The following is a 24049-nucleotide window of genomic DNA, read 5'->3' as shown; positions in this document are numbered from 1 at the left end:
CACGCCGGAAGCCCCCCTCGGCGCCGGGGGGCGCCGAGGGGGTCTTCCGCTCAGCGGACCCTGCCGACGTCCTGGCGACGCGATCGTGGCCATGCTGTTCCGTCCCTGACGATCGCCGCGCCGGGGCGGATGAAGTCACCTCGTCGTCATCGGGCGGGAGCCGGCACGTCGAGCACGAGTGCGGTGGCCATCCCGCCGCCGGCGCACATCGCGGCCACCCCGACGCCGCCACCGCGGCGACGCAGCTCGTGGGTGAGCGTGAGCACCATCCGGGCCCCGGTCATCGCGATGGGATGCCCCAGGCTGCAGCCGCTTCCGAGGACGTTCACGAGGTCCTCGTCGAGCCCGAGCGCCCGGGTCGCGGCGATGCTCACGGAGGCGAAGGCCTCGTTGATCTCCCAGAGGGAGACGTCCCCGGCCGACAGGCCGGCCCGGGCGAGCGCCTTCGGAATGGCGTCCGCCGGCGCCAGGCCGGTCTCGGCCGGTGGCACGCCGACCGATGCCCACGCCCGGACGGCCGCCAGCGGCTCGAGACCGTGCTCCTCCGCGAAGGACCGGTCGGCGACGACCATCGCCGCCGCGCCGTCGTTCACACCCGCCGAGTTGCCGGCGGTGATGCTGAAGTCCTTGATCTCGGGATGCAGCGGCTTCAGCGACGCGAGCTTCTCCAGGCTCGAGTTCCGCCTGGGGTGCTCGTCGACCGCGAAGGTGAACCGCGTCCCGTCACGACGGGTGACCTCGATGGGAAAGATCTCGTCCTCGAAGCTTCCGGCGTCGATTCCGGCGATGGCCCGCCGGTGGGAGCGGAACGCCCACGCGTCCATCTCCTCGCGGGTGATGCCGGCCTTCACCGCGGTGTTCCAGCCGACCGTGACCGGCATGTCCCTGATCGGAGCGTCGGGCGTCTCGCGGTGGCTGGGTGCGAGCCAGTCCTCCTCCCAGTCGTCGGTCCCCGGAACGCGCCGGTTCGTGCGCGGGGCGGTCGAGCTCGACTGGGCGCCACCGGCCACGACGACGCGGTCCATGCCGGCGATGATCGATGCCGCGGCGCTCTGCAGCGCGGCGAGCCCCGAGGCGCAGTGCCGGTTGTGGGCGATGCCCGGCGCGTTCACGAGTCCGGCCTCGATCGCGGCGTAGCGGCCGATGGCCCCGCCGCCGTAGAGCGACTCGCCCATCACGACGTCGTCCACGAGCTCGGGCGGGATACCCGATCGCCGCACGGCCTCGGCGACCGCCATCGTCCCGAGGTCGAGTGCGTCGACGTCGGCCAGCGACCCCTTGTACGCGGTCCCGATCGCGGTCCGGGCGCCCGAGACGATCAATGCCTCACGGCTCATCATGTGTCGCTCCTCTCGCGGAACACTCACCGGAGCACCGGGGTCGTCCAGTCCCCCTCGCGGGACGGCGGCTCATGTCACCCTTCCGACGTCATCGTCGGGAACCTGGGCGTCACATCGGCGCGGACGGCGAAACCGGGTCGGCAGTCCGTCTCCTTCACGCGGGGCACGGGGGTGTGAACCGCGCGCCCGGGCGATGCCTGGTGAAGAGGCCGGGCGCGCGCTTCGGCGGGAGTCCGCTTCGGCGTGCACGCGGGCACAACTGAGTGAGTGTTTCCTTACCTGTGCCCATGGTAACGCCGGCCTATGGCGACGGCAAGGGTGGACGGCCGGTCAGCCGGGGGTCACCAACCGCCCGGGCCGCTGCCCGGTCAGCTCATCGTGGTCGACGATGACGCTGCCGTTGACGATCGTGTAGTCGTAGCCGCGAGCGCGCTGGACGAACCGCTTCGCCCCGAGCGGGAAGTCGGCCACCATCTCGGGTGTGTGGAGGTAGAGGCCCTCGAGGTCGAGCACGTTCACGTCGGCGAAGGCGCCCGGCGTCAGGACACCCCGGCCCGCGAGCCCGAAGAGGTCGGCGCCCTCCAGCGTGAGCTTCCTGACGGCCCGGCCGATGTCGAGCAGACCCTCGTCGCGCACCCAGTGCCTCAGGAGGTAGGTCGAGTTGCCGGCGTCCATCGTCAGGGCCACGTGGGCACCGGCGTCGGCCACTCCCACCACGACGTCGGGGTTGGTGATCATCTGGGCCACCGCGTCGAGGTCCTGGTTGAGCACCGGGTAGTACAGGAGTCCGAGACCGCGGGTCTCGACCGTGTAGTCGAGGAACGCGGCGGCGGGGCTCGTGCCCCGCCGGGCGGCCTCGGCGGCCAGGCTGTTCTCAGGGCGCACGTCGTAGTCGGCCGACCCCGGCGGCATGAGGTAGAGCTTGGCCGGGTCCTTCGGTGCCAGCGGGCCGGACATCTCGGCCGGCCGCTCGGCCTCCGCGAGCAGCCGGCGCCGCACCGGCTCGTCGGCCAGCGCCTCCAGGCGGGCGGCGAACGGCCCGGCCATGAACTCGGCCCATGCCGGCAGCGTGTCGTAGGGCGTCCGGCCGGCCAGGCCGTAGACGATGGCGCTCCCCCGCACCGCCGTCATCGGGCGTACGTCGGCGCCGCGGCCCCGGGCCGCGGCGACCTGCTCCATCACCCACGACCAGAGGCCCGGGCGACGGTCGCTCTGCATGATGGAGAACGCCAGCGGCCGACCCGAGGCGCGGCTCACCTGCTCCATCCACGTCATCTCGGCGACGGAGTTCTGCCGGTCGGCGCCGTCACGTTCGCCGATCCGGGGCACGACCTGGAGAGTGCCCCGGCCGCGAGCGGCGAGGACGCCGGCGATGGCGGCGAGCTCGGCGGGCTGCGCGTGGGTGCCCGGCACCGGCCGGCCGCCGGGCACCGTGTGCATGAAGGTGCGCGACGTCGAGAAGCCGAGGGCGCCGTTGTCCATGGCCTCGGCCACGACGGCCGCCATGCCGGCGAGGTCGTCGTCCGTGGGGGGTGACTCGCCGAGGCTGCGCTCGCCCATGACGTAGTACCGCAGGGCGCAGTGGCCGATCAGGCCGCCCACGTTCACGCCCAGCTCGCGCTGGCCCACGGCCTTCAGATACTCGCCGTAGGTCTCCCAGCCCCAGCCCAGGCCCGCCATGATCGTCTCGGCCGGGATGTCCTCGACCGACTCCATCATCTCGGCGAGGTACCGCTCCTGACCGGGGCGGACGGGCGCGAAGGTGACGCCGCAGTTGCCCATCACCACGGTGGTGACGCCGTGGTAGCACGACGAGGTGACCATCGGGTCCCAGAAGAGCTGGGCGTCGAGGTGAGTGTGGACGTCGACGAACCCCGGGGTCACGAACCGGCCGGAGGCGTCGAGCTCGCGCCGCCCCCGGTCGCCGATCACGCCCACGCCGGTGATGCGGTCCCCGTCGATGGCGACGTCGGCCCGCCGCGGGGCCGAGCCCGTCCCGTCGACCACCTCGCCGTGACGGATCACGATGTCATGCATGGCTCACGTCCTTCCGCCGCCGGCCGGGATGCCAACAGAGCATGTGCTTACTCACTCTAGCTCCTGGGTCCAGGGCGCCAGCAAGTGAGAGTATGCGTTTACTTTGCTACAGTTGGCCGCGGTTCGGGTGCCACCTGCCCCCGACTGCTCACTTCGGGAGTGCTCTTGGGATCGATGGATGGCCGCGTGGCGATCGTCACCGGTGCGAGCCGCGGAATCGGGCAGTACATCGCCGAGCGGCTCGCGGCCGAAGGCGCGGCGATCGCTCTGGTGGCACGAACGGTCGCCCCCGGCTCGCCGTCCCTGCCGGGGTCGCTCGAGGAGGTCATGGACCGCATCCGGGCCGACGGCGGCCGGGTCGAGGCCGTACCCGCCGATCTCACCCTGCCCGAGTCCGTCGAGACGATCGTGGCACGGGCCGAGGCGGCGCTCGGCCCGGTGGACACCCTGGTGAACAACGCCGGCGTGAACTTCTACGGGCCCGCACTCGACATCACCATGCGCCGCTACGGGTTGATGTTCCAGATGATGGTCCACGCGCCGTTCCGGCTGTGCCAGCTGGCGGTTCCCGGCATGGTCGAGCGAGGACGGGGCTGGGTGCTGAACATCACCTCCAAGCAGGCCCGCCATCCGATGGGACCCCCGTACCCGGACTGGGCGAGCGACGGCTGCGTGCCGTACGGGATGTGCAAGGCGGCGCTGGACCGGCTCACGACCGGTCTGGCGGCGGAGCTGCACGGCTCGGGCGTGAGCGTCAACTCCCTCGGGACGTCCGGGCTGGTGATGACACCCGGCGTGGCCGTGGTCTCGCCGCACACGCCCGACAACGCGCCCGTCGAGGACGACAGCGCCATGGCGGACGCCGCCCTCAAGCTGTGCAGCGCACCCCCGGGCACGGTGACCGGCAGCGTCGCCTACAGCATGGACCTGCTCGGCCGGCCCTTCCCCGACGGGCCGTGGGCCCTGTCGGCCACGTTCTGATCGATCCGAAGCCCGTCGATCCGAAGACCAGGGAGAACGACTGATGAAGGTCACAGTGGATCCGGACCGGTGCCAGGGACACGCTCGTTGCTGGGACATCTGCCCGGAGGTGTTCGCACTCGACGACCAGGGGCACGGAGTGGTGCCGGCCCCCGAGGTGCCGGTCGAGTTCGAGGCCAAGGCGCGCCAGGCGGCGGCCAACTGCCCCGAGCGCGCCATCACCGTCCACTGAGGGCATGCCTCCCGCTCCCCCGGAGCGCCCGGCGGACCGCGTCGCCGCCGCCCTGCGCGGGCGGCGGCGACGGATGGCGGTGGGGCGTCAGGACCTGCCGATGGTGGCGGGGTCGGCCGGGGTGAAGTCGTAGACCCGGCAGGCGTTGCCGATGGTGATCTTGTGCTGCACGTCGTCGGGCAGGTGCCCGAGCCACTTGTTCGCCAGCTCGATCGTGTCGGGCCAGGTGGAGTCCGAGTGCGGGTAGTCGGCCTCGAGCATCACGTTGTCCTCACCGATGATGTCGAGCAGCCGGACGCCCGCCTGGTCCTCGATGAACGTCCCGAAGACGTGGTCCTTGAACAGCCGGCGGATGTCCGTGTTCAGATCGAACCGGGCCTCGCTCTTGTTCTCGCCGCGGTCGTGGGCGGCGTTCATGTCGATGTCGAAGCGGGACGCCCAGAACCGCTGCTTGTCGATGACCTGCTCGGCCCGCTCGAGGAAGTACGGGATCCAGCCGATCGAGCCCTCCGACAGAGCGATCTTCAGATTGCCGAACCGCTGGAAGTTGCCGCTGAACAGCCAGTCCAGCAGCGTGCCCGCCTGGTTGGCCGCCGCGGAGTACGCCATGAACGCGAGCGTCGGCATGTCCGGGGACGTGCGGATCAGGTTGGACGACGACCCGACGTGCATCGACACGACCAGGCCGGTCTCGTCACAGGCCCGCAGGACCGGGTCCCAGTGGTCGGTGTGGATCGACGGCAGTCCCAGCTTGGTCGGGTTCTCCGAGAACGCGATCGACTTGGCGCCGCGGGCGGCGGTCCGCTCGATCTCGGCCGCGGCGGCGACCGGGTCCCACAGCGGGATGATCATCATCGGGATGAACCTGCCGGGGAAGGCGTCCGAGAACTCCTCGAGGATGAAGTCGTTCCACGCCTGGACGCACAGGAGCCCGAGCTCCTTGTCCTTCGCCTCGTGGAAGATCTGCCCGCAGTAGCGCGGGAAGGACGGGAACAGCATCGACGACAGCACGAAGCCCTGGTCCATGTCGGCCACCCGGGCCGCGGGGTCGTAACAGCCGGGCCTCATCTCGTCGTAGGTGATCGGCTCCGGGGAGAACTCCTCCCGCTTCTTGCCGGCCACCGCGTTCAAGCCGGTGGTGACGATCTGGCGGTCCTCGTACACCCAGAACTCCGCGTCTCCGTCCCGAACCATCCGGGGTCCGGCGTCACGCCGGCGCGCCGGCAACCGTTCCTGCCACAGCCGCGCCGGCTCGATGAGGTGATCATCGACCGAGATGAACCAGTTGAACGACATGAAGACCTCCGAACCACTCGCCGGAACGAGCGAGACTATGAAAGCGAACGCTCACTACCATCTTAGGTGCGGGGTCGCCCGGGTGCCAGGGGCAAACGGCGACCGCTCAGCGGTAACGCTCGGCCAGGCGCCTGCGGTGGGCGGCGGGCGAGCCGAACAGCGAACGGTCGAGGACGGCGCGCTTGAGGTAGACGTGGACGCCGCTCTCCCACGTGTAGCCCATGCCGCCGTGCAGCTGCATCGCCTTGCCGACGACGTCGACCGCGGCACCGCACGCGTACGACTTCGCCATCGACGCCGCCACGGTGGCACCGGGATCGTCACCGGCCAGCCGGCGTACGGCGGCGGAGACGAGCTGCCGGGACACCGAGATCCGCACGAGCATGTCGGCGCACGCGTGCTTCACGGCCTGGAACGAGCCGATCGGGCGCCCGAACTGCTCCCGCACCCCGGCGTAGGCGACGGTCGCGTCCAGCATGGCCTCGCTCACGCCCAGGCTGTCGCAGGCGACGGCGACGGCGGCCCGATCGAGCAACCGCCGGACGGCGGCCACGGGATCGCCGCCGAACCGCCACACCGACGCCTCGCCGACTTCGACATCGTCCGCGGTCACGAGTGCGAGCCGCCGGGTCGTGTCCAGGACCGGCTGCGCGGTGCGGCCCAGCCCGGGGGCGTCCGGCTCGACCTCGACGATCACGGGCACGCCCTCGGGATCGAGCGCCGGCACCAGGAGCCGGCCGGCCTCCGCCCCGTCGGGCACGAAGGCCGCCCGGCCGTGCAACCGCAGCCCGTGTGACAGCCGCTCGACGCGGAACGGCAGCTCGCCGGCCGCGCCGCCGCTCTCGTCGCCCGCCAGCGCGACGGTCGGAACCACGCCGCCCGACGCCGTCTCGCGGAGCAGCCGGTCCCGGCCGGGACCTGGCTCCAGCAGGTTGAGCGTCCCCACACCGAGGACGACGGCCCCCAGGTACGGACCGCGCGTCGCCGCGCGGCCCATCTCCTCGAGGACGACGGCGACCTCGGCGAAGGTGGCGCCCGCGCCGTCCAGCGATCCCGGCGCCTCCAGCCCGAGCCACCCGGATCCGGCGATCAGCCGCCAGTCGACCCCGCCCTCGGGAGCCGCCTTGCCGAGCAGGTCGCGCGCCACCGCCCGGAGCTCGTGGTGGATCTCGGAGAAGTCGGCGGACATCAGCTTCCCCTAGGCTCTCGTGGCAGCCCGAGGCCGCGCTCGCCGATGATGGTGCGCTGGATCTCGCTCGCCCCGCCCGGGATCGTCCATTCCCATGAGCCGATGAAGTCGAGCACCCAGGCACCCGACTCCCACCCGCTCGAGACGGGTTTCCGCAGCACGGTGTGGGCGGCGAGCCCGGCGACCTCGGCGCCGAAGTCCATCATCCGCTGCAGCAGCTCGCTGTAGTACAGCTTGACGATCGAGGCCTCGGCCGGGCCGGCGGTACCGGCGTCGTGGCGTTCCACCAGGTCCCGGCAGAGCGCGCGGAGGCCGGCGACCTCGGTCTCCAGCACCGCCAGCCGGTCCCGCACCAGCGAGTCGTCGAGCAGGCGTTCCCCGCCGGGGCCCGGCCGGGCGCAGGATTCCACCAGCCACTGGAAGCCGCTGCCGAGCCGCTCCGCCAGCTCGAGCATCGTCATGCCGCGCTCGGCGCCGAGCGTCTCCTGTGCCACCCGCCAGCCGGCGTTCTCCGGCCCGACGAGCTGAGTGGCCGGGATGACGACGTCGTTGAGGAAGATCTCGCAGAAGTGGGACTCGCCGGTCGCCTGGCGGATGGGACGCACGTCGAGGCCGGGCGACCGCATGTCCAGCAGGAAGTACGAGATGCCGCGCCGCTTGGGAGCGCCCTCGTCGGTGCGGGCGAGGAGCAGGCACCAGTCGGCGTGCATCGCGCCGCTCGCCCACAGCTTCTGCCCATTGACGACGTAGGTGTCGCGCTGCCTGCGGGCGGTCGTCTTGAGGGCGGCGAGATCGGATCCGGCATCGGGCTCGGAGAAGCCCTGGACCCAGATCTCCCCGTCGAGGATCGCCGGCAGGTGCCGCCGGCGCTGCTCGTCGGTGCCGGCGGCGAGCAGCGTGGCCGCGGCGTGGTGGATCGCGACGAAGGCCAGGACCAGCCGGGGCGCGTCGTGGGCGGCGAGCTCCTGGTAGAGCACGATCTGCTGGGCGACGGACATCCCGCCGCCCCATTCCTTCGGCCAGTGCGGAACCGCGAAACCGGCCCGGCGGAGCTCCTGGAACCACGTCTTCTGGAAACGGACGAACTCCTCGTCCGGGACGTCCGTCTGCGCCTGCCGCCATCCGGCGGGGACGTGCGCCCGGCACCAGTCGCGCACGGCGGCGCGGAACCCGTCGAGGTCATCGAGGTCGCCGGAGGAGCGCGTCATCGTCAGCGCGCCTTCCGCCGGAGCACGAGCAGCCGGTCACGGTGCTCGCCGGACCGCATGGTGACGGCCTCGGCGGCGAAGCCGGCCTGCATGGCCCCGCTCAACGCCTGGGACAGGTGCATGTTGAGCACCCGCTTGGTGCCCCGGAGCGCCTCCACCGGCTGCGCGGCCAGCCGCGCGGCGAGGCGCCGGGCCTCCGGGAGCAGGTCCTCCGGAGCGGTCGTGCGCGTGGCGAGCCCGAGCTCGACGGCGGTGGCCGCGGCGATGCGGTCGCCGGTGTAGAGGTACTCGCGGGACCGCAGGATCGGGGTGAGCAGCGGCCAGAACGCGGCGCCGCCGTCCCCCGCCACCAGGCCGACGCTGACGTGCGGGTCGGCCAGGTGCGCGGTCTCGGACATCAGCACGATGTCGCACAGCACCGCGAGGCTGCAGCCGAGACCCACCGCCGCGCCGTTCACGGCGGCGATCACCGGCAGCGGGAAGCGGAGCATCTCCTCGATGATCTGCGCGCCCTCTCGCAGGCTCTCGTCCCGGGCGACCGGGTCGTCGAGGAAGGACGTGATCCAGTCCAGGTCGCCGCCCGCGGAGAACGTCCGTCCGGCGCCCGTGAGGATCACCACCTTGGCCGCCCGGTCCGCGGCCAGCTGCCGCCAGACGTCGGCGAGCGCCCGGTGCAGCGCCGCGTTGACGGCGTTCAGCTCGGCGGGCCGGTTGACGACGAGTGTGCGGACCGGGCCGTCGGCCTCGACGGTCAGCTCCTCGGGAAGGTCGTAGGTCACGGCGCGACCTCCTCCACGGCATCGGTGAACAGGCCGGTCAGGCCACGCCGGCCGAGCCTGCGGGTCAGCCGGTCGCGGGTCGCGGACGGGCCGAACGGCAGCCGCCGCAACGGCTGGCTGTAGCGCGAGAGCCACGACAGGCTCGTCTCGTCGCAGAAGCCGAGGGCGCCGTGCAGCTGGTGCGCGACCCGGAACACGATCTCGGCCGCCTCGACGGCGGCCAGCCGGAGCGCGAGCGCGTCGTCGAGCGCGTCGCCGCGGCCGGCCTGGACGCTCCACAGCGCGTACTTGGCGAGCACCTCGACGCCACTGCGCTCCATCTCGGCATCGGTCAGCTGGAACTGGACGCCCTGGAACTCCGCGAGCGGCCGGCCGAACTGCTCACGTACGAGCACGTACTCCCGGGTGAGGTCGATCGCCCGGTCGAGCATCCCGAGCAGCGTCCAGCACGGGAGGACCAGGCCGAGCGCCACGTCCTTCGCGCCGTCGCCGTCGATCGGCCTTAGGTCCAGCTCCGTGACGAACGCCGACGTGCGCGGCGGCGCGCTCGGCGGCCGGGCGACGGCCCCGCTGCGGCGGCCGTCGAGCGTCACCGCCGCCCAGCGCAGATCGAGGCCGGCCACCGCGCCGGCCGGGCCGGAGCCGACGACCACCACCAGCCCGTCGACGTCGAGGTCGGCGGGCCGGGAGAGCCGCTCGGCCACCGGATAGGCGATGGCCCGGTAACCGGCGCTGCGGCAGAGCGCGGCCGCCGCCTCCAGCTCGTCGGGATCGCCGCGGGGATCGAGCTCCCACGCGCCGAGCTCGCCGAGGACCGGCGCCACGAGACCCTCCCGGCGATCGGGCTCGCGCTCGGCCAGCTGAACGAGCCGGTCTCCCCCGGCCGCCTCGAGCGCCCGGAGCGCCTGCCGCCCGTAGCCCACCGCCTCCTCGCTCAGCTCGATGTTCACGACGCCGCCAGCAGGGCTCGGGCCAGCAGGATCCGCTGCATCTCGATGCTTCCCGACGCGACGGTGGAGGCCTGCGAGTAGCGCCAGTGGTCCTGCACCCCGAGGCGGAACCGGTGGGCCTCTTCACCGGCCGGCGACGCGAGCGCGACGATCTCCATGAGCACCTCGGCGCTCTCCTGGTCGAGCCTGGTCACCGCGATCCGGTAGGCCGCGGCGTCACCCGGCCGCACCCGGCCCTCGCTCTGCATCGACACCACCCGGTAGGCCAGCAGCCGAGCCCGCCGGCAGTGCGTGAGCATCCGCGCCCACCGGCCCCGGAGCTCGTCCGGCAGCTCGTCCCACCGGTCGCCGAGCACCGCGGGCGCGGCCTGCAGCAGGCGCTCGCAGCGGGCGTAGCGGGCGATGCCCACGCGCTCGAACGCCAGCACCTCCTGCACCACCTGCCACCCCTGGTCCACGGTGCCGAGGACGTCGGCCTCGGTGACCCGCAGGCCGTCGAAGAAGACCTCGTTGAGGTGGTGCGGCCCCATCATGCAGGGAATGGGCCGGACCTCGATTGCCGGGTCGGACATCGGCACGAGGAAGATCGTCAGCCCGTGCTGCTTCCTCTCCCCCTTCGACGTCCGGGCGAGCAGGAAGCACCACTGCGCCATGGTGGCGTAGGACGTCCAGATCTTCTGGCCGGAGACCCGCCAGCCGTCGCCGTCGGGGCGGGCCGCCGTGCGCAGCGACGCCAGGTCGGAACCGGAATCGGGCTCGCTGAAGCCCTGGCACCAGATCACCTCACCGCGCGCGATCGGCGGAAGATGCCGCCGCTGCTGCTCGGGGGTGCCGTGCCGCATGATCGTCGGACCCACCCAGTTGACGCCCATGTACTGCGCGCCCCGGGGCTCGTGATGGGCCCACATCTCCTCGCGGACCACGGTCTGCTCCCAGGCCGAGGCGCCGCGGCCGCCGAACTCCTCCGGCCAGGCCGAGCACAGCAGCCCGCGCGCGGCGAGCAGCCGGCAGAACTCCTGGGCGACCTCCAGGTCGGCCGGGTCGTCGGTGAACGCCCCGAGGAAGTCCGGGGGGACGTGCTCCTTCACCAGCCGGCGCAGCTCACCCCGGAGCGCGGTGGCGGCCTCGCCCATCGTGAAGTCCATGCCACCCGACGGTAGGACAATCCTTATAAGGTTTGCAATACTTGATGGAGTAAGCGGTGATGGCTAGACTGCCGCGCATGGTCCCCGAGCTCCACAGGAAGCGGCCTGCGTGACGAACGCCCGACCCAGCCGCGTCCCGCAGCACCGCATCGCGGAGACCGTCGCCGCGGAGCTGCGCGCCCGCATCCTGTCCGGCGCCGACGACTACCGGCTGCCCACCCAGGACCACCTGGTGAAGGAGTTCGGCGTCAGCCATCCCTCGATCCGGGAGGCCATCCGGATCCTGGAGACCGAGGGCCTGGTGACGGTCCGGCGCGGCAGCGTCGGGGGCGCCGAGGTGCACCGCCCCGACGGGTCGTCGGCGGCCTACCATCTCGGCCTCGCACTTCAGGGCGGCCGGGTCACCCTGGGGGACCTCGCGGCCGGCCTGCAGATGCTGGAACCCATGTGCGCCGGCGAGTGCGCCAGGCGAGCGGACCGCGCCGAGGTGGTCGTCCCGGTGCTCAGCGCCAACGTCGAGACCTCCGCCGGGCTGGTCGGCGACGGCATCGCGTTCACGCAGGCCGCTCGGGAGTTCCATGACCTGGTCGTCTCGTTCACCCCGAACGCGACCGTCCGCTACGTCGTCAGCAGCCTCGTCGCCCTGTGGTCGGTGCAGGAGGAGGCGTGGGCAGAGGCGCTCACCAGGCGCGGCGAGTACCCCTCCAGGGCCGAGGCGGAGAGCGCCGTCCGCACCCACCGGCGGATCGTCGAGGACATCGCGGCGGGGCGGGCCGCCGAGGCGGAGCGGGTGGCCCGCGCCCACCTCACCGCGACCCAGGAGCTGCTGCTCGAGCGCTTCGACGACGGCGTCGTGAACGCGTCGTCCGCCCTGGCGCGCCAGAAGATCCGATCCGGCCGGCACGCACGGATCTAGCGTCCGGCGCGGGCCGCACCAAGGAGATGACCGAATGCTCGACGACACGACGGTGGAAGACCTGCGGCGGCACTGGCACGAGGGGTGGAACCACGGCGACCTCTCCACGATCATGGCGCCGTTCGCCGCCGAGGTCGTCTTCAGCTCGCCGTTCGTCCCGAGGCTGACCGGCGATCCCGCGAAGACGACGATCGACGGGCACGACGCGTTGCGCTCGTACGTCGACCACGCGCTGCGCCGTACCCCGGGGATCCGCTACACGCTCGACGCGACGTACGCGGGCACCGACACGCTCGTGCTCGTCTACACCTGCCACTCCCCGGACGGCACCGTCCGGCGCGGGGCCGACTCCATGCGCGTGGACGCGGCGGGCAAGGTGGTCGAGTGGCGTTGTCACTACTCCCGGGACTCGATGGCGTAGGTCTCGCGGGCGGCGGAGCTACACGATGACGGTCCGCACTCCCTCCGCCCGGGTCATCAGGTCGATGCCGTCGTTGATCTCGTCGAGCTTGATGCGCCTGGTGACCATCGAGCCGAGGTCCAGCCTGCCGCTCTCGGCGAGACGGATGAACCGGGGGAAGTCGCGCAGGATCTGGGCCCCGCCGACGACGGACCCGGCGAGACGTTTGCCGGAGAACACCGCTTTCAGGGCCGGCAGCGTGAGGGTCTGGCCCACCGCCGGCATGCCGACGAGCGTCACCGTGCCCTCCACGCGGGCCATGTCGAAGGCCTGCACCATGAGCTCGGGACGTCCGACGACCTCGAAGGTGTAGTCGGCGCCGCGTCCGTCGGTCAGCGCCCGTACCTGCTCGACCGGGTCGCCCTCGGCCGGGTCGACGGTGTGCGTGGCCCCCACCCGGGTACTCGCCTCGCGCCGGCCCGGCACCGGGTCGATGGCGATGATGACCGCGGCGCCGGCGATGCGCGCCCCCTGGATCACCGACTGGCCGACACCGCCACAGCCGATCACCGCCACGCTGGAGCCCGGGACGACGGCGGCGGTGTTGAGGGCGGCCCCCACGCCGGTCGTGACACCGCACCCGAGCAGGGCGAGCTCCTCGTCTCCGAGATCGGTCCGCACGGGGAGCACCGACGCCTCGTGCACGACCATGGCCTCGGCGAACGTCCCGCAACCGCAGACCGCGGCGGCCCACCGGCCGTCACCGAGCTCGAACCGCGGCGCCCCGCTCACGGCCGAGTTGAGCTCGCAGTGGTTGGACATGCCGTTGACGCAGTGCCAGCAGTTCCCGCACGCCGGCGTGACCGACGCGAGGACGCGGTCCCCGACGCGGACCCGGCGCACCTCGGAGCCGACCTCCTCCACGATCCCGCACCCCTCGTGGCCGGGCACGATCGGAAGCGGCAGCGGCGACAGCCCATTGACGACGTTGAGGTCCGTGTGGCACATGCCGCTCGCGCTGATGTTCACCAGGACGTCCCGTGGCCCGACGCTCGGAACGGGGAGGTCCTCCACCACGAGCGGCCGGCCGGCCTCGTATGCGACGACGACTTTCACAGCTGAATCCTTGGAGATCCGGTCCTCCACCGACGGAGGACGGTTGGCGGCCGACCGCGGGCGGGGTCGGGCGAATGACGGCTCACTTCTCCCCGGCGGGGCCGCCACCACGGCATGGCGGCGGCGTGCTCACCGCGCCGGCCGGTCCCCTCTCCTGATGGCTAGCCCGGCAGTGCCGGCGCGTGGTCGCGCAGGCCGAGCAGCCCGGCGGTGTTGCCGCGCAGCACCTTGCGCGTGACCCCGTCGTCGCAGGCGGCGAGCCGGTAGACGTAGTCGCGGGGCTCCCGGAGTCCTTCGGGGTGCGGGTAGTCCGAGCCGAACAGGACGTGGTCGGCGCCGATGGCCTCGATGAGCTCGTTCACGTCGTCCTCCGGGAAGGGGCAGATCCAGAGGTGCTCCGCCAGGGCCTCGCTGGGGCGGGGTGGGAGTTTGCCGCCGATCATGGGGCCGCGGCGGCCGAGTGCCGCCGCCTTGTCGACCGTCTTGAACAGCGGCTTCAGCCAGCTAGAGCCGTTCTCGATCGAGATGATCTTCACGGCGGGATGGCGGCCGAACAGGTTGTGCAGCGTCAGTGCGATGAGCGTGTCGACGACCGGCCGCTCGGTGTTGCAGAGGGCCCACTGCAACGGGGACTGCATGTGGGAGGGGTTGCCGGCGTCCTCGGACCAGTGCGTGCCGTAGAAGTGGTTGTAGCCGCTGTTCGACACGTGGAACGCCACCGGGATCCCGGCCTCGCTCACGGTCGCCCAGAACGGGTCGAACAGCGGGTCGGCCGGCGAACGGCCCCCCACCGGCCCCGGGCAGAGATGCACGAGACGGGCGCCCGCGTCGATGACCCGGTGCAGCTCGGTCATGGCGTGCCCGAGGTCGAGAAGCGACAGCATGGGCGCGCCGAAGATCCGGCCGTCGGCGCCGTACCCCCAGTCCTCCTCCAGCCAGCGGTTGAAGGCCCGCAGGCTCGCGTACGTCAGCTCGACATCGTCCCTCATGTCGTACTCGACCGCGACGCCCAGGGTGGGGAGCACGATCGTCGCCTCGAGGCCCTGCTCGTCCATCAGCCGGAGCCGGGCCGGCTTCTCGATGAACGCCGGGTGGTCTCTGGCGTTGATCACCTCGCGGTGCGTGAACCCGTCGGCGACCTCACCGGCGAACAGCCCCTCCAGGGCGCCGGGCGCCGAGGCGTAGTCGCCGGGCATCACGCTCATGAACGTGCGCCGGCCCCCGAGGAAGATGCGGCCGAGACCGTCGGCGCCCCGCTCGACGCGTACGGTCATGTCCTTGTAGCGCGCCTCGATGTGACGGGAGAAGCAGTCGTCGGGCTCGTAGTAGTGCCCATCCGCGTCGATCAGCAGATAGTCCATCGCCGTGCACCTCCGGACAGCCCGTCACATCTCGTGCGTCCCATTAGAAAGTGAACGCCCAGTTACTAATGTTCCATCGCCGCCCCGGCCTGTCAAGGCGCGGGCCCGCCGGCCGCCCGGGGTTACGCCTCGTCCAAGGTGGCCAGGAGCGCGTGCGTGTCCTGCTGGAAGACCCTTATCTCCGCGATGCGCCCGTCGGCGAAGGAGAACAGCTCGACCACGTCGACGGTCGCCGAGCGGCCAGACGGCTTCGCCGTCCACGTCTGCGTGGTGATCTGCACGACGCGGTCGCCGCAGCCGAGGACGCGCGGATCGCCGATCGTCCGGTCCCAGTGCCGTGCGAACGTCACGCCCATCTCCACCATGCCGTCGCGGCCGCGGTGCCATCCGCCGTGCGGAAGCGACGCCGGTTGCTGGATCCGGAAATCCGGATGGAGCAGCTCGAACGCGCCGTCGTGGTCGCCGGCCCGGAACCGGCGCGCCATCTCGTTCACCAGCTCCACGGCGTCGATCCCGGCGGTGTCGCGTGTGCTCATGTCCTCTGCGCCTCCTCGTGCTCGGCCGGGCTCGCGATGTCCTCCATCTGCCGGGCGACCCTCGCGGCGAGGAGCGCATCGATCTCCGCACGGCCGAGACCCAGCTCGCTGAGGACCTCCACGGTGTGCTCGCCGATGCCCGGAAGCATCAGCCGTGGACCGCCGCCCGCCATGGGCCCGCACCGCACCAGCGGGCCGATCTGCTCGAAGCGGCCCCAGTCGGTGGTCTCGTACGACACCACCCGGCCGAGCCGGCGGTTCACCGGATCGTCGAGGATCGCGCGCCGGAAGCCGTCCCGGTCCAGCGGCTCGATGAGCTCGGCGAGGAGCCCCAGACCGCGCAGCCGGCCGACCCACTCCGCCGCGGGAGCCGTGCGGAACGCCGCTTCGAGCACCGACTCCGCCTGACGGGCGACGGCGTCGGCGGCACCGCCGCGCAGCGGCGCGTAGATCGCCGGAAGCGACGAGGCCTCCGGGAGGGCGGCCAGCCGCAGCCACGCCGCCCGGTCGGGGAGGACGAGCGCGAACCAGCCGCCGTCGCCGCACTCGTAGATGCGGTACCCGGGCCCGTATCCCGTCTGCCCCGGGTCGAGCTCGGGACCGCGCACGATCTCGCCGTCGCGCTGGAACACGCCGCTCTGCAGCAGCATCCCGGAGCCGACCAGGCTCGTCGCCACGCGCTGCCCTCCGCCGCCCGCCGCCCTCGCGTACAGGCCGGCCAGCACCCCGGTGGCGGCGACCCACCCGCCGGACATGTCGATCGGAATCCACGTCGCCGCCAGCGGGTCGTTGCCGGCGCCGCCGAGGGCCCGCTCGAACCCGGTCACCGCCTGCATGAGCGCGTCGTTCGCGGGGAACCTGGCCCGGGGACCGGTGGTGCCGAAGGCGGTGGCGTGGCAGTACACCGCGTGCGGGTTCAGGCGGGCGACCGTCTCCTCGTCGATGCCGAGCCGCTCCGACACCCCGACGCGGAAGTTGTGCAGGACGACGTCGGCCCACGCGAGCAGCCGCTCGACCACGGGCCGGGCCTCTGGGGCGCCGATGTCCAGCGCCACGCTGCGCTTGCCTCGCTGGCACGCCGCGACGGCGTACGCGGCGGCGCGCATCGCCTCGCCCCCGGGCGGCTCGACCTTGACGACGTCCGCGCCGAGGTCGGCGAGGATCTCGGCGGCGAGCGGGCCGGCCACGAACGCCGAGAAATCCAGGACGCGAAGACCGTTGAGGAGGCCCGCCCCCGTGCCGTCGGGCGGCGGCGGCCGGCTCTCGTCCCGGGGCGTGCGGCCGAGCGGGCGGATCGAGATCGGTGAGCCGACCACGACGTCGCGGTGGCTTCCGTCGGCCCGCGCGACGGCCAGTCCGATCTCGGCCAGATGGGGGTCGGCCAGCACCTCGCCGGGGCCGAACACGGGCTCGCACGCCACGCCCGCCTCCCGGAGGCGCCGGATCCAGTCATCGCGCGGCCGGGTCGCGAAGAACGACCTCCAGCGCGCGGCCCGCTCGCCCAGCCTTCCGGTCATCTGGTCGGTGTAGTAACCGTCGGCGCTGGGCTCGTCACCGAGGACCTCGATGATCGAGCGGTACATCCCCTTGCCGCCGACCCACACCTGGATCAGCTCTCCGTCGGCGCAGCCGTACAGGAAGTCCGGGAACGTCGAGCCCTTCTCCCAGTACCCCTCGATCTCGGGCGCGGCGCGCTCCGACCGGCCGATCATGCAGCCGAGCGTGGCGAGCATCCCGTCGTAGAGCGAGGTCTCGGCCCACCCCCCGACCCCCGTCCGCGCCCGGTGGCGCAGGAGCGCGAGCACCGACACGGTGAGCAGGGACGCGGTGCCGATACCGGACGCCCGGGCATCGACGAAGATCGGGCCGGGCCGGTGGCCGGCGAGCTGGGTACAGAGCCCGGCGGCCGCCTCCACCAGGAGGCCGAAGTCCGTGACGGTCCCCCTGGCGGTCCGGCCGGGGCGGCACCGGGCGTAGACGAGCGAGGGGTTCGACACCCGCAGGTCGCGGTGGCCCAGGCCCCGCCTTTCGACGAGCGCCTCCGGCCCGTACACCAGCGCGACGTCCGCGTCGCGCAGCAGCGCCGACACCTCGTCCCGGTCGTCGGTGGCGATGACCCGCTTGTCGCGGTGCCACGCCCGGCCCCACGGCACGTCCCGGTCGATCGGCATCGCCGCCGCACCCACCACCCGCACGACACTGGCGCCGAGGTCGGCGAGCACCATGCCGGGCACCCCTCCGGCCGGCCCGAGGCCGAGGTCGCTGGTGCCGGCGGCGAGCTCGACCACCGACAGGCCCACGCACGGCGGCACGGCGGCAGGTGCGCTCACGGCCTCACCCCGCCACGGCCGGCACGGACAGGCGCGGCAGCACTTCCTCGGCGGCGAGCGTGACCACCTCGAGGGTGTCGCCGGGCGCGGCCGGGGAGATCACGAAGTGACGGACCCCGGCGTCGACGTACTCCTGGAGCCGGGCCGCGACCTCCTCCGGCGTGCCGGCCGGGGCGATGCGGTCGAGCATGTCGCCCGGCTTGTCGCCGTAGGCGCCGCCGAGGAACGTGGCGACGTCGTCACGGGCGCGATCGCCGTCCCCGCGGATCGAGCAGTAGAGGTACATCATCCATTCGAAGCCGGCCAGGTCCCGGCCCGCCGCCCGCGCCTCCTCCTCGATGGTGCTCACCGAGCGGGCGTAGGCGTTCGGCGACATGAGGTACGGCATCCACCCGTCGCCCAGCCGGGCCGCGCGGCGCATGGCGAGCCGCTTGCGGCCGGACACGAGCAGCGGCGGCCCGCCCCGCCGCATCGCCGGCGCGCCGACCCCCGGCGGCCGCACCGGCCGGAGCTCCAGATCGTCGAATCGGAAGAACGTGCCCTGGTGGCCGGCCGGCCCGCCCCGCCAGAGCGTCCGGAGAATCTCCATCGCCTCGTCGGTCCTCGGGCCGCGCTCGCCGATCGGCACGCCGACGGCCTCGAACTCGTGGCGGAACTCGCCGCCGACGCCCACGCCGACCGACACCCGGCCACCGGACCGGGAGTCGAGGTCGGCGAGTTGCTTGGCCACGACCACCGGGTGGTACAGCGGCAGCAGGAGGACGGCGGTGCCCACCCGTACCCGCTCGGTCCACGCGGTCATCAGGGCGAGACGGGTGATCGCCTCGCCGGTCGGGCCGGGCGGCAGGAGGTGACCGCCCTGCCAGATCGACTCGATCGGAAGGCGCTCGGCCGCGGCCAGCCAGTCCCGATCCGGCTCCGGTATCGCCGCCGCCCCGAAGATGATGCGATCGTCTGGCAACCCGACTCCTTCGTGACGGCACTCGGGCCGGCCCTGGACGGCACCGACGGCCCGAAGATAGCAAAGGCTCACTTTCTCTCGGTAGTGGCTATAGTGAGCGAATACTTTCTTAGCTTCGGACGCCGGACCCGTGGGGAGGCACATGCCAAGGCCCGTGCCGTCGCGAGCGCCGGAGCGGGCGCGCCGCTCGACGCCGCGGGCCGGCCTCGGCACACCGCCCCGCCGGACCAGCGATAGGGGAAAGATGGACGCTTCGACAGGGATACCTCCCGCCGTCACCGAGGAGACCGAGCCGTTCTGGACCGCGGCCAAGGAGGGCCGCCTGGTCGTCGAACGCTGCTCGTCCTGTGGCGCCGAGTCGTTTCCGCCGAGGGGGATGTGCCGGTCCTGCCGCGCCAGAGCGATGGTCCCCGTCGAGATCACGAGTCGCGGGCACGTGTACAGCCTCACCGTCAACCACCAGCGCTGGCTTCCGGATCTCGAGGTGCCGTACGCCATCGTCCTCGTGGAGTTCGCCGACCATCCCGGGGTGCGGGTGGTGGGCCGGCTCCGGGGGTGCCCGCCGGAGCAGGCGGCCATCGGCATGCCGGTCGACGTCGGTTTCGAGCCGGGGCCGGGCGGCTTCGCCATCCCCAGTTTCGTGGCCGTCGGCGGAGCGGCGTGATGGGAACCGACCTCTTCGAGCGCCGGGTGGTGATCTCCGGCGTCGGCCAGTCCGTCATCGGCCGCCAGGTCGACCGGTCGGGCTTCCAGCTCACGATCGACGCCATCCTCGCCGCCGTCGAGGACGCCGGCCTGACGGTCGACGACATCGACGGCCTGGCGATGTTCCCGGGCGGCGGCGCGGCGAACCTGCCCGGCTACGCGAACGGGAACCTCTACGAGGTCCAGGACGCGCTGCGGATCAGGACGACGTGGCGTCAGGGGCTCGTCGAGGGGATGTCGCTGCCCTTCTACGGACCGGCGCAGGCGGTGGCCACCGGTCAGGCGCGCCACGTCGTCGTCTGGCGCACCGTGAAGGAGGGCAGCGCCGGCCGCGACGCCGGGGGCCGCCCCGCGTACGGCTCGACCAAGCCGGTCGCCGAGGGCCCGCTCGCCTGGCTGCTGCCCGTCGGAATGCTGTCGCCGGTCTGCCAGGTGGCCCCGTACGCCGCCCGCTACATGCACGAGTACGGCGTCACCCGTGAGCAGCTCGCGTGGATCCCGGTGACGCAGCGGGCGCACGCCGCCCTCAACCCGGACGCCGTGTACCGGTCGCCGCTGACCGTCGGCGACTACCTCGAGTCGCGGATGATCTCGTCGCCGATCTGCCTGTACGACTGTGACGTCCCCTGCGACGGCGCCACCGCCATCGTCGTCTCGGCCATCGAGACGGCGCCCGATCTCCGGGCGCCCGTCCGCATCGAGGCGATGGCCGGGGTCGTCGAGGGCAGGCCGTCGTGGGACCAGTGGGAGGACATGGGCCACGTGGGCTACGGCGCCGCCGCGGCGATGTGGGCGCGGACCGACCTCTACCCCCGCGACGTCGACGTGGCCGAGCTCTACGACGGCTTCACCATCGAAGTCGTCTGGTGGCTGGAGGCCATGGGCTTCTGCGGGACCGGCGAGGCCGGTGCCTTCGTCGACGGAGGCAAGCGGATCGCGCTCGACGGCGAGCTCCCGCTCAACACCTGGGGCGGCCAGCTGTCCGGCGGCCGCCTCCACGCCGCCTTCGGCCACACCGCCGAAGCGGTGCTCCAGCTGCGCGGGGAGGCCGGCGCAGGGCAGGTCGCCGGCGCGGAGGTGGCCGCGGTGACCAACGTCGGCGGCTTCGAGGCGGGCGCGGCGCTGTTGACGCGCTGGTAGCGGTGAACGGTTCGAACAGAGAAGAGGAGCACCAGATGGTGGAGCGTGCCGGCCGGGTCGAGAACAAGGTGGCGATCGTCACGGGGGCCGGCTCGACGCCGGGCCCGGGAATCGGCACGGGGAAGGCGACCGCGGTCGTGCTCGCCCGGGAGGGAGCGAGCGTCCTGCTCGTCGACCTGCACCCCGAGCGCGCCGAGGAGACGCGGCGGCTGATCGAGGAGGAGGGCGGCAAGGCCGTGGTGTTCGCCGCCGACGTCACCAGGGCGGCCGAGTGCGAGGCGATGGTCCGCGCGGCCGTCGACGCGTTCGGGACGGTGGACATCCTCGTGAACAACATCGGCCTGGCGTCGCTCGGGACGGTCGTGGACACGACCGAGGACGCCTGGGACCGGGCCCTCGACATCAACCTCCGGACCGCCTTCCTCGCCTCCAAGTACGCGATCCCGGTGATGGCCGGGAAGGGCGCCGGAGCGATCGTCAACGTGTCGTCGGTCTCGGCCCTGCGGGGTGACGGCACCGTCGCCTACTCGGCGGCCAAGGGCGGGCTGATCGCCATGACGATCGACATGGCGTACTCGCACGGCCGCCAGGGCATCCGGGTCAACGCCGTCGCGCCCGGCCACATCACCACACCGATGGTGATGTCGGTCTCCGCCCCTGGGGCCCGCGCCGAGTTCATGAACACCATGCGGTCCGAGGCGGGTCTGCTCGGGACGCCCGGCACCGGCTGGGACGTCGGCTGGGCTGCCGCGTTCCTCGCGAGCGACGAGGCCCGGTGGATCACGGGCACGACCCTTCCCGTGGAGTCCGGTGTGCTCAGCGTGACCCCGCTCATGATGGCCCCGCACCTGCGCGGCGTTCCCGAACCCGGCGAATGAGCGGACCCCGGGGCACGGCGCGGCGGCCCGTGGCGGCTCGGCGGTTGCGCCCCCACGAGGCCGGCCGTAGAGTAAGTGAGTAAATACTTTCTAAGTGCCTACGCAGAAGGAGCTCACGCGAATGGCCGACCAGGATGCAGCCGGGGCCGCTCTCTGCGAGCGGTACGCGGTCGCCGACGTCGACTCCCACATCATCGAGCCGGCCGACCTCTGGACGTCGCGCGTCTCGTCGAAGTGGGGCGACCTCGTCCCCCACGTGCGGTTCCACGAACGGCGGCAGGAGGATGTCTGGTACATCGGCGACCGGAAGCTGTACGGCGTCGGCGCCTTCGCCCAGGCCGGCTGGCCGGAGTTCCCGCCCTCGCATCCGAAGCGGCTCTCGGAGGCGATCCCGGCCGCCCTCGACCCGAAGGCGCGCCTCGCGTACATGACCGAGGCCGGTATCTACTACCAGGTCATGTACCCGAACATCCTCGGGTTCCACAGCCACGTGTTCCTCAACGAGATGCCTCGCGAGCTGGCGACCGAGTGCGTCCGGGCCTACAACGACTGGCTGGTCGAGTTCTGCTCGGCGGACTCACGGCGGCTCATCCCGATGATGATGCTCCCGTTCTGGGACATCGACGAGTCGGTCGCCGAGATGAAGCGGGCCTACGAGATGGGCCACAAGGGCGTCCTGTTCGCCGCCCGCTACGACAAGATCGGCCTGCCGCGCCTGGTCGACGACTACTGGGAGCCGCTGCTCGGCCAGGCCCAGGACATGGGCCTCAGCATGAACTTCCACGTGGGCTTCCTGGCGTCCGACGAGGAGCTCAAGGGCGCCGTCGACCAGTCGAAGAAGCTCGACTTCACCAAGGAGAGCGCGCTGGTCCTCCTCGGCAACGCCCAGAACGTCGCGGAGGTGATCCTCAGCGGCGTCTGCCACCGGTACCCGGACCTGAAGTTCGTCTCGGTCGAGAACGGCGCCGGCTGGCTGCCCTTCCTCGGCGAGAGCATGGACTGGCAGTGGCTGAACGTCGGTGCCCACAAGGACTACCCGGAGCGGATGCTCCCGAGCGAGTACATGCACCGGCAGATCTACTGCATGTACTGGTTCGAGCAGAAGTCCCTGCGGGCGGTGATCGACCAGCTCGCCGACAACCTCATGTTCGAGACCGACTTCCCGCACGCCACCAGCCTCTCCCCCGGCCCGGCCTCGGAATCGCCGAGCCCCCGCGAGATCATGGAGCGGTCGCTCGGCGGTCTCCCCGAGGAGACCATCGGCAAGGTGCTCCAGCACAACGCGACCAAGCTGTACGGGCTGGAGCCGCCGGTCCGGACCTGAGCGGCGCCTCGTCTGGGGGTGTCCTATGGGATTCGTCAAGCGATGATCTGGAAGCGCTGGTGCCGGTGACCGTCAGGCGTCGCTCTCGGTCCGGTCGTCGCTGAGGACGGGTTCGGGCAGGGTGCCGGCGTTGTGTTCGACGAGCCGCCAGCCTTTGCGGCCTTCTTTGAGGATGGACCAGCAGCCGTTGGACAGCCCGCCGGAGCGGCTGACGACCGCTCGCCCGAGACGAAGCCAACCTGGTCTTCTCGATGATCTCCAAACGATACGAGAAAGGCTCCATCCCGCTGACCAGCCACGAAGCCGAGTCGGGCCCGGTCTTCGGCTCCAGAGTTCCTCCGGGAAGCCGAGCCAGTGCAGCATACCGATGCGTATGGCGGCGCCGTGGGACACGACGACGAGGAGGCCCCCGTCGGGGATGCGTTCCAGGGCGCGTTCGAGGGCGGCGCTGAACCGTTTCGCGACCTGTTCGCCTGTTTCGCCGCCGGGGGGTTGCCAGCTGGCGTGTTCGTCGGGGTAGCGGGTGCGGATCTCGTGGTCGGTGAGTCCTTCCCAGACGCCGCCGCTGCGTTCGATGAGGTCGGGATCGTGGGTGACGGTGAGTCCGGTGGTGTCGGCGAGGGCCCGGGCGGTGGCCGCGGCGCGTTGCAGCGGGGAGGAGACGATCTCGGTGGGGCGTAGGGCGGCGAGGAGCCGTGCGGCGCGGGCGGCCTGTTCGATGCCGACGGCGTCCAGCGGAATGTCCGTCGTGCCTTGGAAGCGGCGTTCGACGTTCCATGCCGTACGGCCGTGCCGCATCAGGACGATCTTGCGCGATCCGCCTCCCGCCGTCACTGGCCCTCCCCGGCGCGTACGCGCTGCGCCGCGTGGGCGTTGATGTCCTCGGGCAGCGGGAGTGCCGGGCGTTCTTTCCGGAGGCGTTCGAGAGCGTAGTAGACGCGGTCGTCATCGTGCTGGATGTGCACGGCGACGTCGGAGTGGTCGAGCGGCCCCCACCGGCCTTCGGGTTCGCCCTCGCGTCGGATCGATCTGGCGTCGGCGTCTTCGCGCAGGCCCAGGTTGCCGGTCGCGGCCTCGGCGGCGATCTGAACCAGCCGGGTGGCCTTGTCGGATGCGGTCACGGTGGTGTCGTGTTCCTCCCAGCGAGGGTTGGGGCGTCAGTCACGATAGAGCCCTCGCTTACCGACCGGTCAGCAGTTCCAGGCCGATGTCCTGGTTGCGGGGC

23 protein-coding genes are annotated in these 24049 nt (G+C 72.0%); 8 read left to right on the top strand and 15 right to left on the bottom strand.

Annotated features, from left to right (window positions below; translation table 11 throughout):
* Nucleotides 1–146: 146 nt before the first annotated feature.
* Both ACRYCC_RS05670 and ACRYCC_RS05665 read right to left on the bottom strand, forming a co-directional pair.
* Nucleotides 147–1340 carry a thiolase family protein gene (locus tag ACRYCC_RS05670; protein WP_433809415.1) on the bottom strand — a complete coding sequence of 398 codons (1194 nt, stop codon included), beginning with the start codon at nt 1338–1340 and terminating at the stop codon, nt 147–149.
* A 330-nt stretch (nt 1341–1670) separates the two neighbouring features.
* Nucleotides 1671–3377, bottom strand: coding sequence for an N-acyl-D-amino-acid deacylase family protein (locus ACRYCC_RS05665; protein WP_433809414.1), 1707 nt, complete (start codon nt 3375–3377; stop codon nt 1671–1673).
* 186 nt (nt 3378–3563) lie between these two features.
* On the opposite strand from ACRYCC_RS05665, the gene ACRYCC_RS05660 reads away from it, so the two are divergent.
* Together ACRYCC_RS05660 and ACRYCC_RS05655 are read left to right on the top strand one after the other, a co-directional pair.
* Nucleotides 3564–4358 carry an SDR family NAD(P)-dependent oxidoreductase gene (locus ACRYCC_RS05660; protein ID WP_433809413.1) on the top strand — a complete coding sequence of 265 codons (795 nt, stop codon included), beginning with the start codon at nt 3564–3566 and terminating at the stop codon, nt 4356–4358.
* A gap of 43 nt (nt 4359–4401) precedes the next feature.
* Nucleotides 4402–4590: a ferredoxin gene (locus tag ACRYCC_RS05655; RefSeq protein WP_433809412.1), complete on the top strand. Its 189-nt coding sequence runs from the start codon at nt 4402–4404 to the stop codon at nt 4588–4590.
* An 87-nt stretch (nt 4591–4677) separates the two neighbouring features.
* On the opposite strand, the gene ACRYCC_RS05650 is transcribed toward ACRYCC_RS05655, so the two are convergent.
* The 6 genes from ACRYCC_RS05650 to ACRYCC_RS05625 all read right to left on the bottom strand — a co-directional run bounded on the left by ACRYCC_RS05650 (nt 4678) and on the right by ACRYCC_RS05625 (nt 11157).
* Entirely contained in the window at nt 4678–5886 is a 1209-nt protein-coding gene (locus ACRYCC_RS05650) for an amidohydrolase family protein (protein WP_433809411.1), read from the bottom strand.
* Nucleotides 5887–5992: 106 nt separating this feature from the next.
* Nucleotides 5993–7075 (bottom strand): acyl-CoA dehydrogenase family protein, encoded by a 1083-nt coding sequence (locus ACRYCC_RS05645; protein WP_433809410.1) that lies wholly within the window; start codon nt 7073–7075, stop codon nt 5993–5995.
* A complete protein-coding gene (locus ACRYCC_RS05640) occupies nt 7075–8283 on the bottom strand; it encodes an acyl-CoA dehydrogenase family protein (RefSeq protein ID WP_433809409.1) in 1209 nt (402 codons plus the stop codon). Before ACRYCC_RS05640 ends, ACRYCC_RS05645 begins: the two co-directional genes overlap by 1 nt.
* A 2-nt stretch (nt 8284–8285) precedes the next feature.
* Entirely contained in the window at nt 8286–9062 is a 777-nt protein-coding gene (locus ACRYCC_RS05635) for an enoyl-CoA hydratase/isomerase family protein (protein ID WP_433809408.1), read from the bottom strand.
* Nucleotides 9059–10012 carry an acyl-CoA dehydrogenase family protein gene (locus ACRYCC_RS05630; RefSeq protein ID WP_433809407.1) on the bottom strand — a complete coding sequence of 318 codons (954 nt, stop codon included), beginning with the start codon at nt 10010–10012 and terminating at the stop codon, nt 9059–9061. The genes ACRYCC_RS05635 and ACRYCC_RS05630 overlap by 4 nt, the downstream gene beginning before the upstream one ends.
* Nucleotides 10009–11157, bottom strand: a complete 1149-nt coding sequence (locus ACRYCC_RS05625; RefSeq protein ID WP_433809406.1) for an acyl-CoA dehydrogenase family protein — start codon at nt 11155–11157, stop codon at nt 10009–10011. Before ACRYCC_RS05625 ends, ACRYCC_RS05630 begins: the two co-directional genes overlap by 4 nt.
* A gap of 109 nt (nt 11158–11266) precedes the next feature.
* On the opposite strand from ACRYCC_RS05625, the gene ACRYCC_RS05620 reads away from it, so the two are divergent.
* Both ACRYCC_RS05620 and ACRYCC_RS05615 read left to right on the top strand, forming a co-directional pair.
* Nucleotides 11267–12073: a FadR/GntR family transcriptional regulator gene (locus ACRYCC_RS05620; RefSeq protein ID WP_433809405.1), complete on the top strand. Its 807-nt coding sequence runs from the start codon at nt 11267–11269 to the stop codon at nt 12071–12073.
* Nucleotides 12074–12107: 34 nt separating this feature from the next.
* A complete protein-coding gene (locus ACRYCC_RS05615; protein ID WP_433809404.1) occupies nt 12108–12494 on the top strand; it encodes a nuclear transport factor 2 family protein in 387 nt (128 codons plus the stop codon).
* An 18-nt stretch (nt 12495–12512) separates the two neighbouring features.
* Here the strand turns inward: ACRYCC_RS05615 and ACRYCC_RS05610 are convergent, their stop codons facing one another.
* The 5 genes from ACRYCC_RS05610 to ACRYCC_RS05590 form a co-directional block, all read right to left on the bottom strand.
* Nucleotides 12513–13589 (bottom strand): Zn-dependent alcohol dehydrogenase, encoded by a 1077-nt coding sequence (locus ACRYCC_RS05610; protein ID WP_433809403.1) that lies wholly within the window; start codon nt 13587–13589, stop codon nt 12513–12515.
* 161 nt (nt 13590–13750) lie between these two features.
* Nucleotides 13751–14950, bottom strand: a complete 1200-nt coding sequence (locus ACRYCC_RS05605) for an amidohydrolase family protein (protein ID WP_433809401.1) — start codon at nt 14948–14950, stop codon at nt 13751–13753.
* Between the two features lie 122 nt (nt 14951–15072).
* Nucleotides 15073–15486 carry a nuclear transport factor 2 family protein gene (locus ACRYCC_RS05600; protein WP_433809399.1) on the bottom strand — a complete coding sequence of 138 codons (414 nt, stop codon included), beginning with the start codon at nt 15484–15486 and terminating at the stop codon, nt 15073–15075.
* Nucleotides 15483–17816 carry a CaiB/BaiF CoA-transferase family protein gene (locus tag ACRYCC_RS05595; protein WP_433809397.1) on the bottom strand — a complete coding sequence of 778 codons (2334 nt, stop codon included), beginning with the start codon at nt 17814–17816 and terminating at the stop codon, nt 15483–15485. Before ACRYCC_RS05595 ends, ACRYCC_RS05600 begins: the two co-directional genes overlap by 4 nt.
* A gap of 4 nt (nt 17817–17820) precedes the next feature.
* Nucleotides 17821–18777, bottom strand: coding sequence for an LLM class flavin-dependent oxidoreductase (locus tag ACRYCC_RS05590; RefSeq protein ID WP_433809395.1), 957 nt, complete (start codon nt 18775–18777; stop codon nt 17821–17823).
* Between the two features lie 244 nt (nt 18778–19021).
* Here ACRYCC_RS05590 and ACRYCC_RS05585 point away from each other — a divergent pair, with 244 nt between their 5' ends.
* The 4 genes from ACRYCC_RS05585 (at nt 19022) to ACRYCC_RS05570 (ending at nt 22824) form a co-directional block, all read left to right on the top strand.
* The gene (locus ACRYCC_RS05585; RefSeq protein WP_433809394.1) at nt 19022–19441 is read left to right on the top strand and encodes a Zn-ribbon domain-containing OB-fold protein; all 420 of its coding nucleotides are present in this window, start codon (nt 19022–19024) and stop codon (nt 19439–19441) included.
* Entirely contained in the window at nt 19441–20622 is a 1182-nt protein-coding gene (locus ACRYCC_RS05580; protein ID WP_433809392.1) for a thiolase family protein, read from the top strand. Before ACRYCC_RS05585 ends, ACRYCC_RS05580 begins: the two co-directional genes overlap by 1 nt.
* Nucleotides 20623–20657: 35 nt before the next feature.
* Entirely contained in the window at nt 20658–21500 is an 843-nt protein-coding gene (locus ACRYCC_RS05575; RefSeq protein WP_433809391.1) for an SDR family NAD(P)-dependent oxidoreductase, read from the top strand.
* A gap of 121 nt (nt 21501–21621) precedes the next feature.
* Nucleotides 21622–22824, top strand: a complete 1203-nt coding sequence (locus ACRYCC_RS05570; protein WP_433809389.1) for an amidohydrolase family protein — start codon at nt 21622–21624, stop codon at nt 22822–22824.
* Between the two features lie 72 nt (nt 22825–22896).
* On the opposite strand, the gene ACRYCC_RS05565 is transcribed toward ACRYCC_RS05570, so the two are convergent.
* Together ACRYCC_RS05565 and ACRYCC_RS05560 are read right to left on the bottom strand one after the other, a co-directional pair.
* On the bottom strand, nt 22897–23658 hold the full coding sequence (locus tag ACRYCC_RS05565) for a histidine phosphatase family protein (protein ID WP_433809388.1): 762 nt from the start codon (nt 23656–23658) through the stop codon (nt 22897–22899).
* Nucleotides 23655–23945 (bottom strand): RsfS/YbeB/iojap family protein, encoded by a 291-nt coding sequence (locus ACRYCC_RS05560; RefSeq protein WP_433809387.1) that lies wholly within the window; start codon nt 23943–23945, stop codon nt 23655–23657. The genes ACRYCC_RS05565 and ACRYCC_RS05560 overlap by 4 nt, the downstream gene beginning before the upstream one ends.
* Between the last annotated feature and the right edge of the window lie 104 nt (nt 23946–24049).

Origin of the sequence: Actinomadura scrupuli, assembly GCF_050971785.1 — a bacterium.
Taxonomy (GTDB): Bacteria; Actinomycetota; Actinomycetes; order Streptosporangiales; family Streptosporangiaceae; genus Actinomadura_E; species Actinomadura_E scrupuli.
This window is presented reverse-complemented; position numbering and strand designations above follow the sequence as displayed.

Excerpts from the sequence above, each read along its gene's own strand:
- ACRYCC_RS05670 (WP_433809415.1), bottom strand. The coding sequence starts at position 1,340 with ATGATGAGCCGTGAGGCATTGATCGTCTCGGGCGCCCGGACCGCGATC.
- ACRYCC_RS05665 (WP_433809414.1), bottom strand. The coding sequence starts at position 3,377 with ATGCATGACATCGTGATCCGTCACGGCGAGGTGGTCGACGGGACGGGC.
- ACRYCC_RS05655 (WP_433809412.1), top strand. The coding sequence starts at position 4,402 with ATGAAGGTCACAGTGGATCCGGACCGGTGCCAGGGACACGCTCGTTGC.
- ACRYCC_RS05650 (WP_433809411.1), bottom strand. The coding sequence starts at position 5,886 with ATGTCGTTCAACTGGTTCATCTCGGTCGATGATCACCTCATCGAGCCG.
- ACRYCC_RS05645 (WP_433809410.1), bottom strand. The coding sequence starts at position 7,075 with ATGTCCGCCGACTTCTCCGAGATCCACCACGAGCTCCGGGCGGTGGCG.
- ACRYCC_RS05640 (WP_433809409.1), bottom strand. The coding sequence starts at position 8,283 with ATGACGCGCTCCTCCGGCGACCTCGATGACCTCGACGGGTTCCGCGCC.
- ACRYCC_RS05625 (WP_433809406.1), bottom strand. The coding sequence starts at position 11,157 with ATGGACTTCACGATGGGCGAGGCCGCCACCGCGCTCCGGGGTGAGCTG.
- ACRYCC_RS05615 (WP_433809404.1), top strand. The coding sequence starts at position 12,108 with ATGCTCGACGACACGACGGTGGAAGACCTGCGGCGGCACTGGCACGAG.
- ACRYCC_RS05605 (WP_433809401.1), bottom strand. The coding sequence starts at position 14,950 with ATGGACTATCTGCTGATCGACGCGGATGGGCACTACTACGAGCCCGAC.
- ACRYCC_RS05600 (WP_433809399.1), bottom strand. The coding sequence starts at position 15,486 with ATGAGCACACGCGACACCGCCGGGATCGACGCCGTGGAGCTGGTGAAC.
- ACRYCC_RS05585 (WP_433809394.1), top strand. The coding sequence starts at position 19,022 with ATGGACGCTTCGACAGGGATACCTCCCGCCGTCACCGAGGAGACCGAG.
- ACRYCC_RS05580 (WP_433809392.1), top strand. The coding sequence starts at position 19,441 with ATGGGAACCGACCTCTTCGAGCGCCGGGTGGTGATCTCCGGCGTCGGC.
- ACRYCC_RS05575 (WP_433809391.1), top strand. The coding sequence starts at position 20,658 with ATGGTGGAGCGTGCCGGCCGGGTCGAGAACAAGGTGGCGATCGTCACG.
- ACRYCC_RS05570 (WP_433809389.1), top strand. The coding sequence starts at position 21,622 with ATGGCCGACCAGGATGCAGCCGGGGCCGCTCTCTGCGAGCGGTACGCG.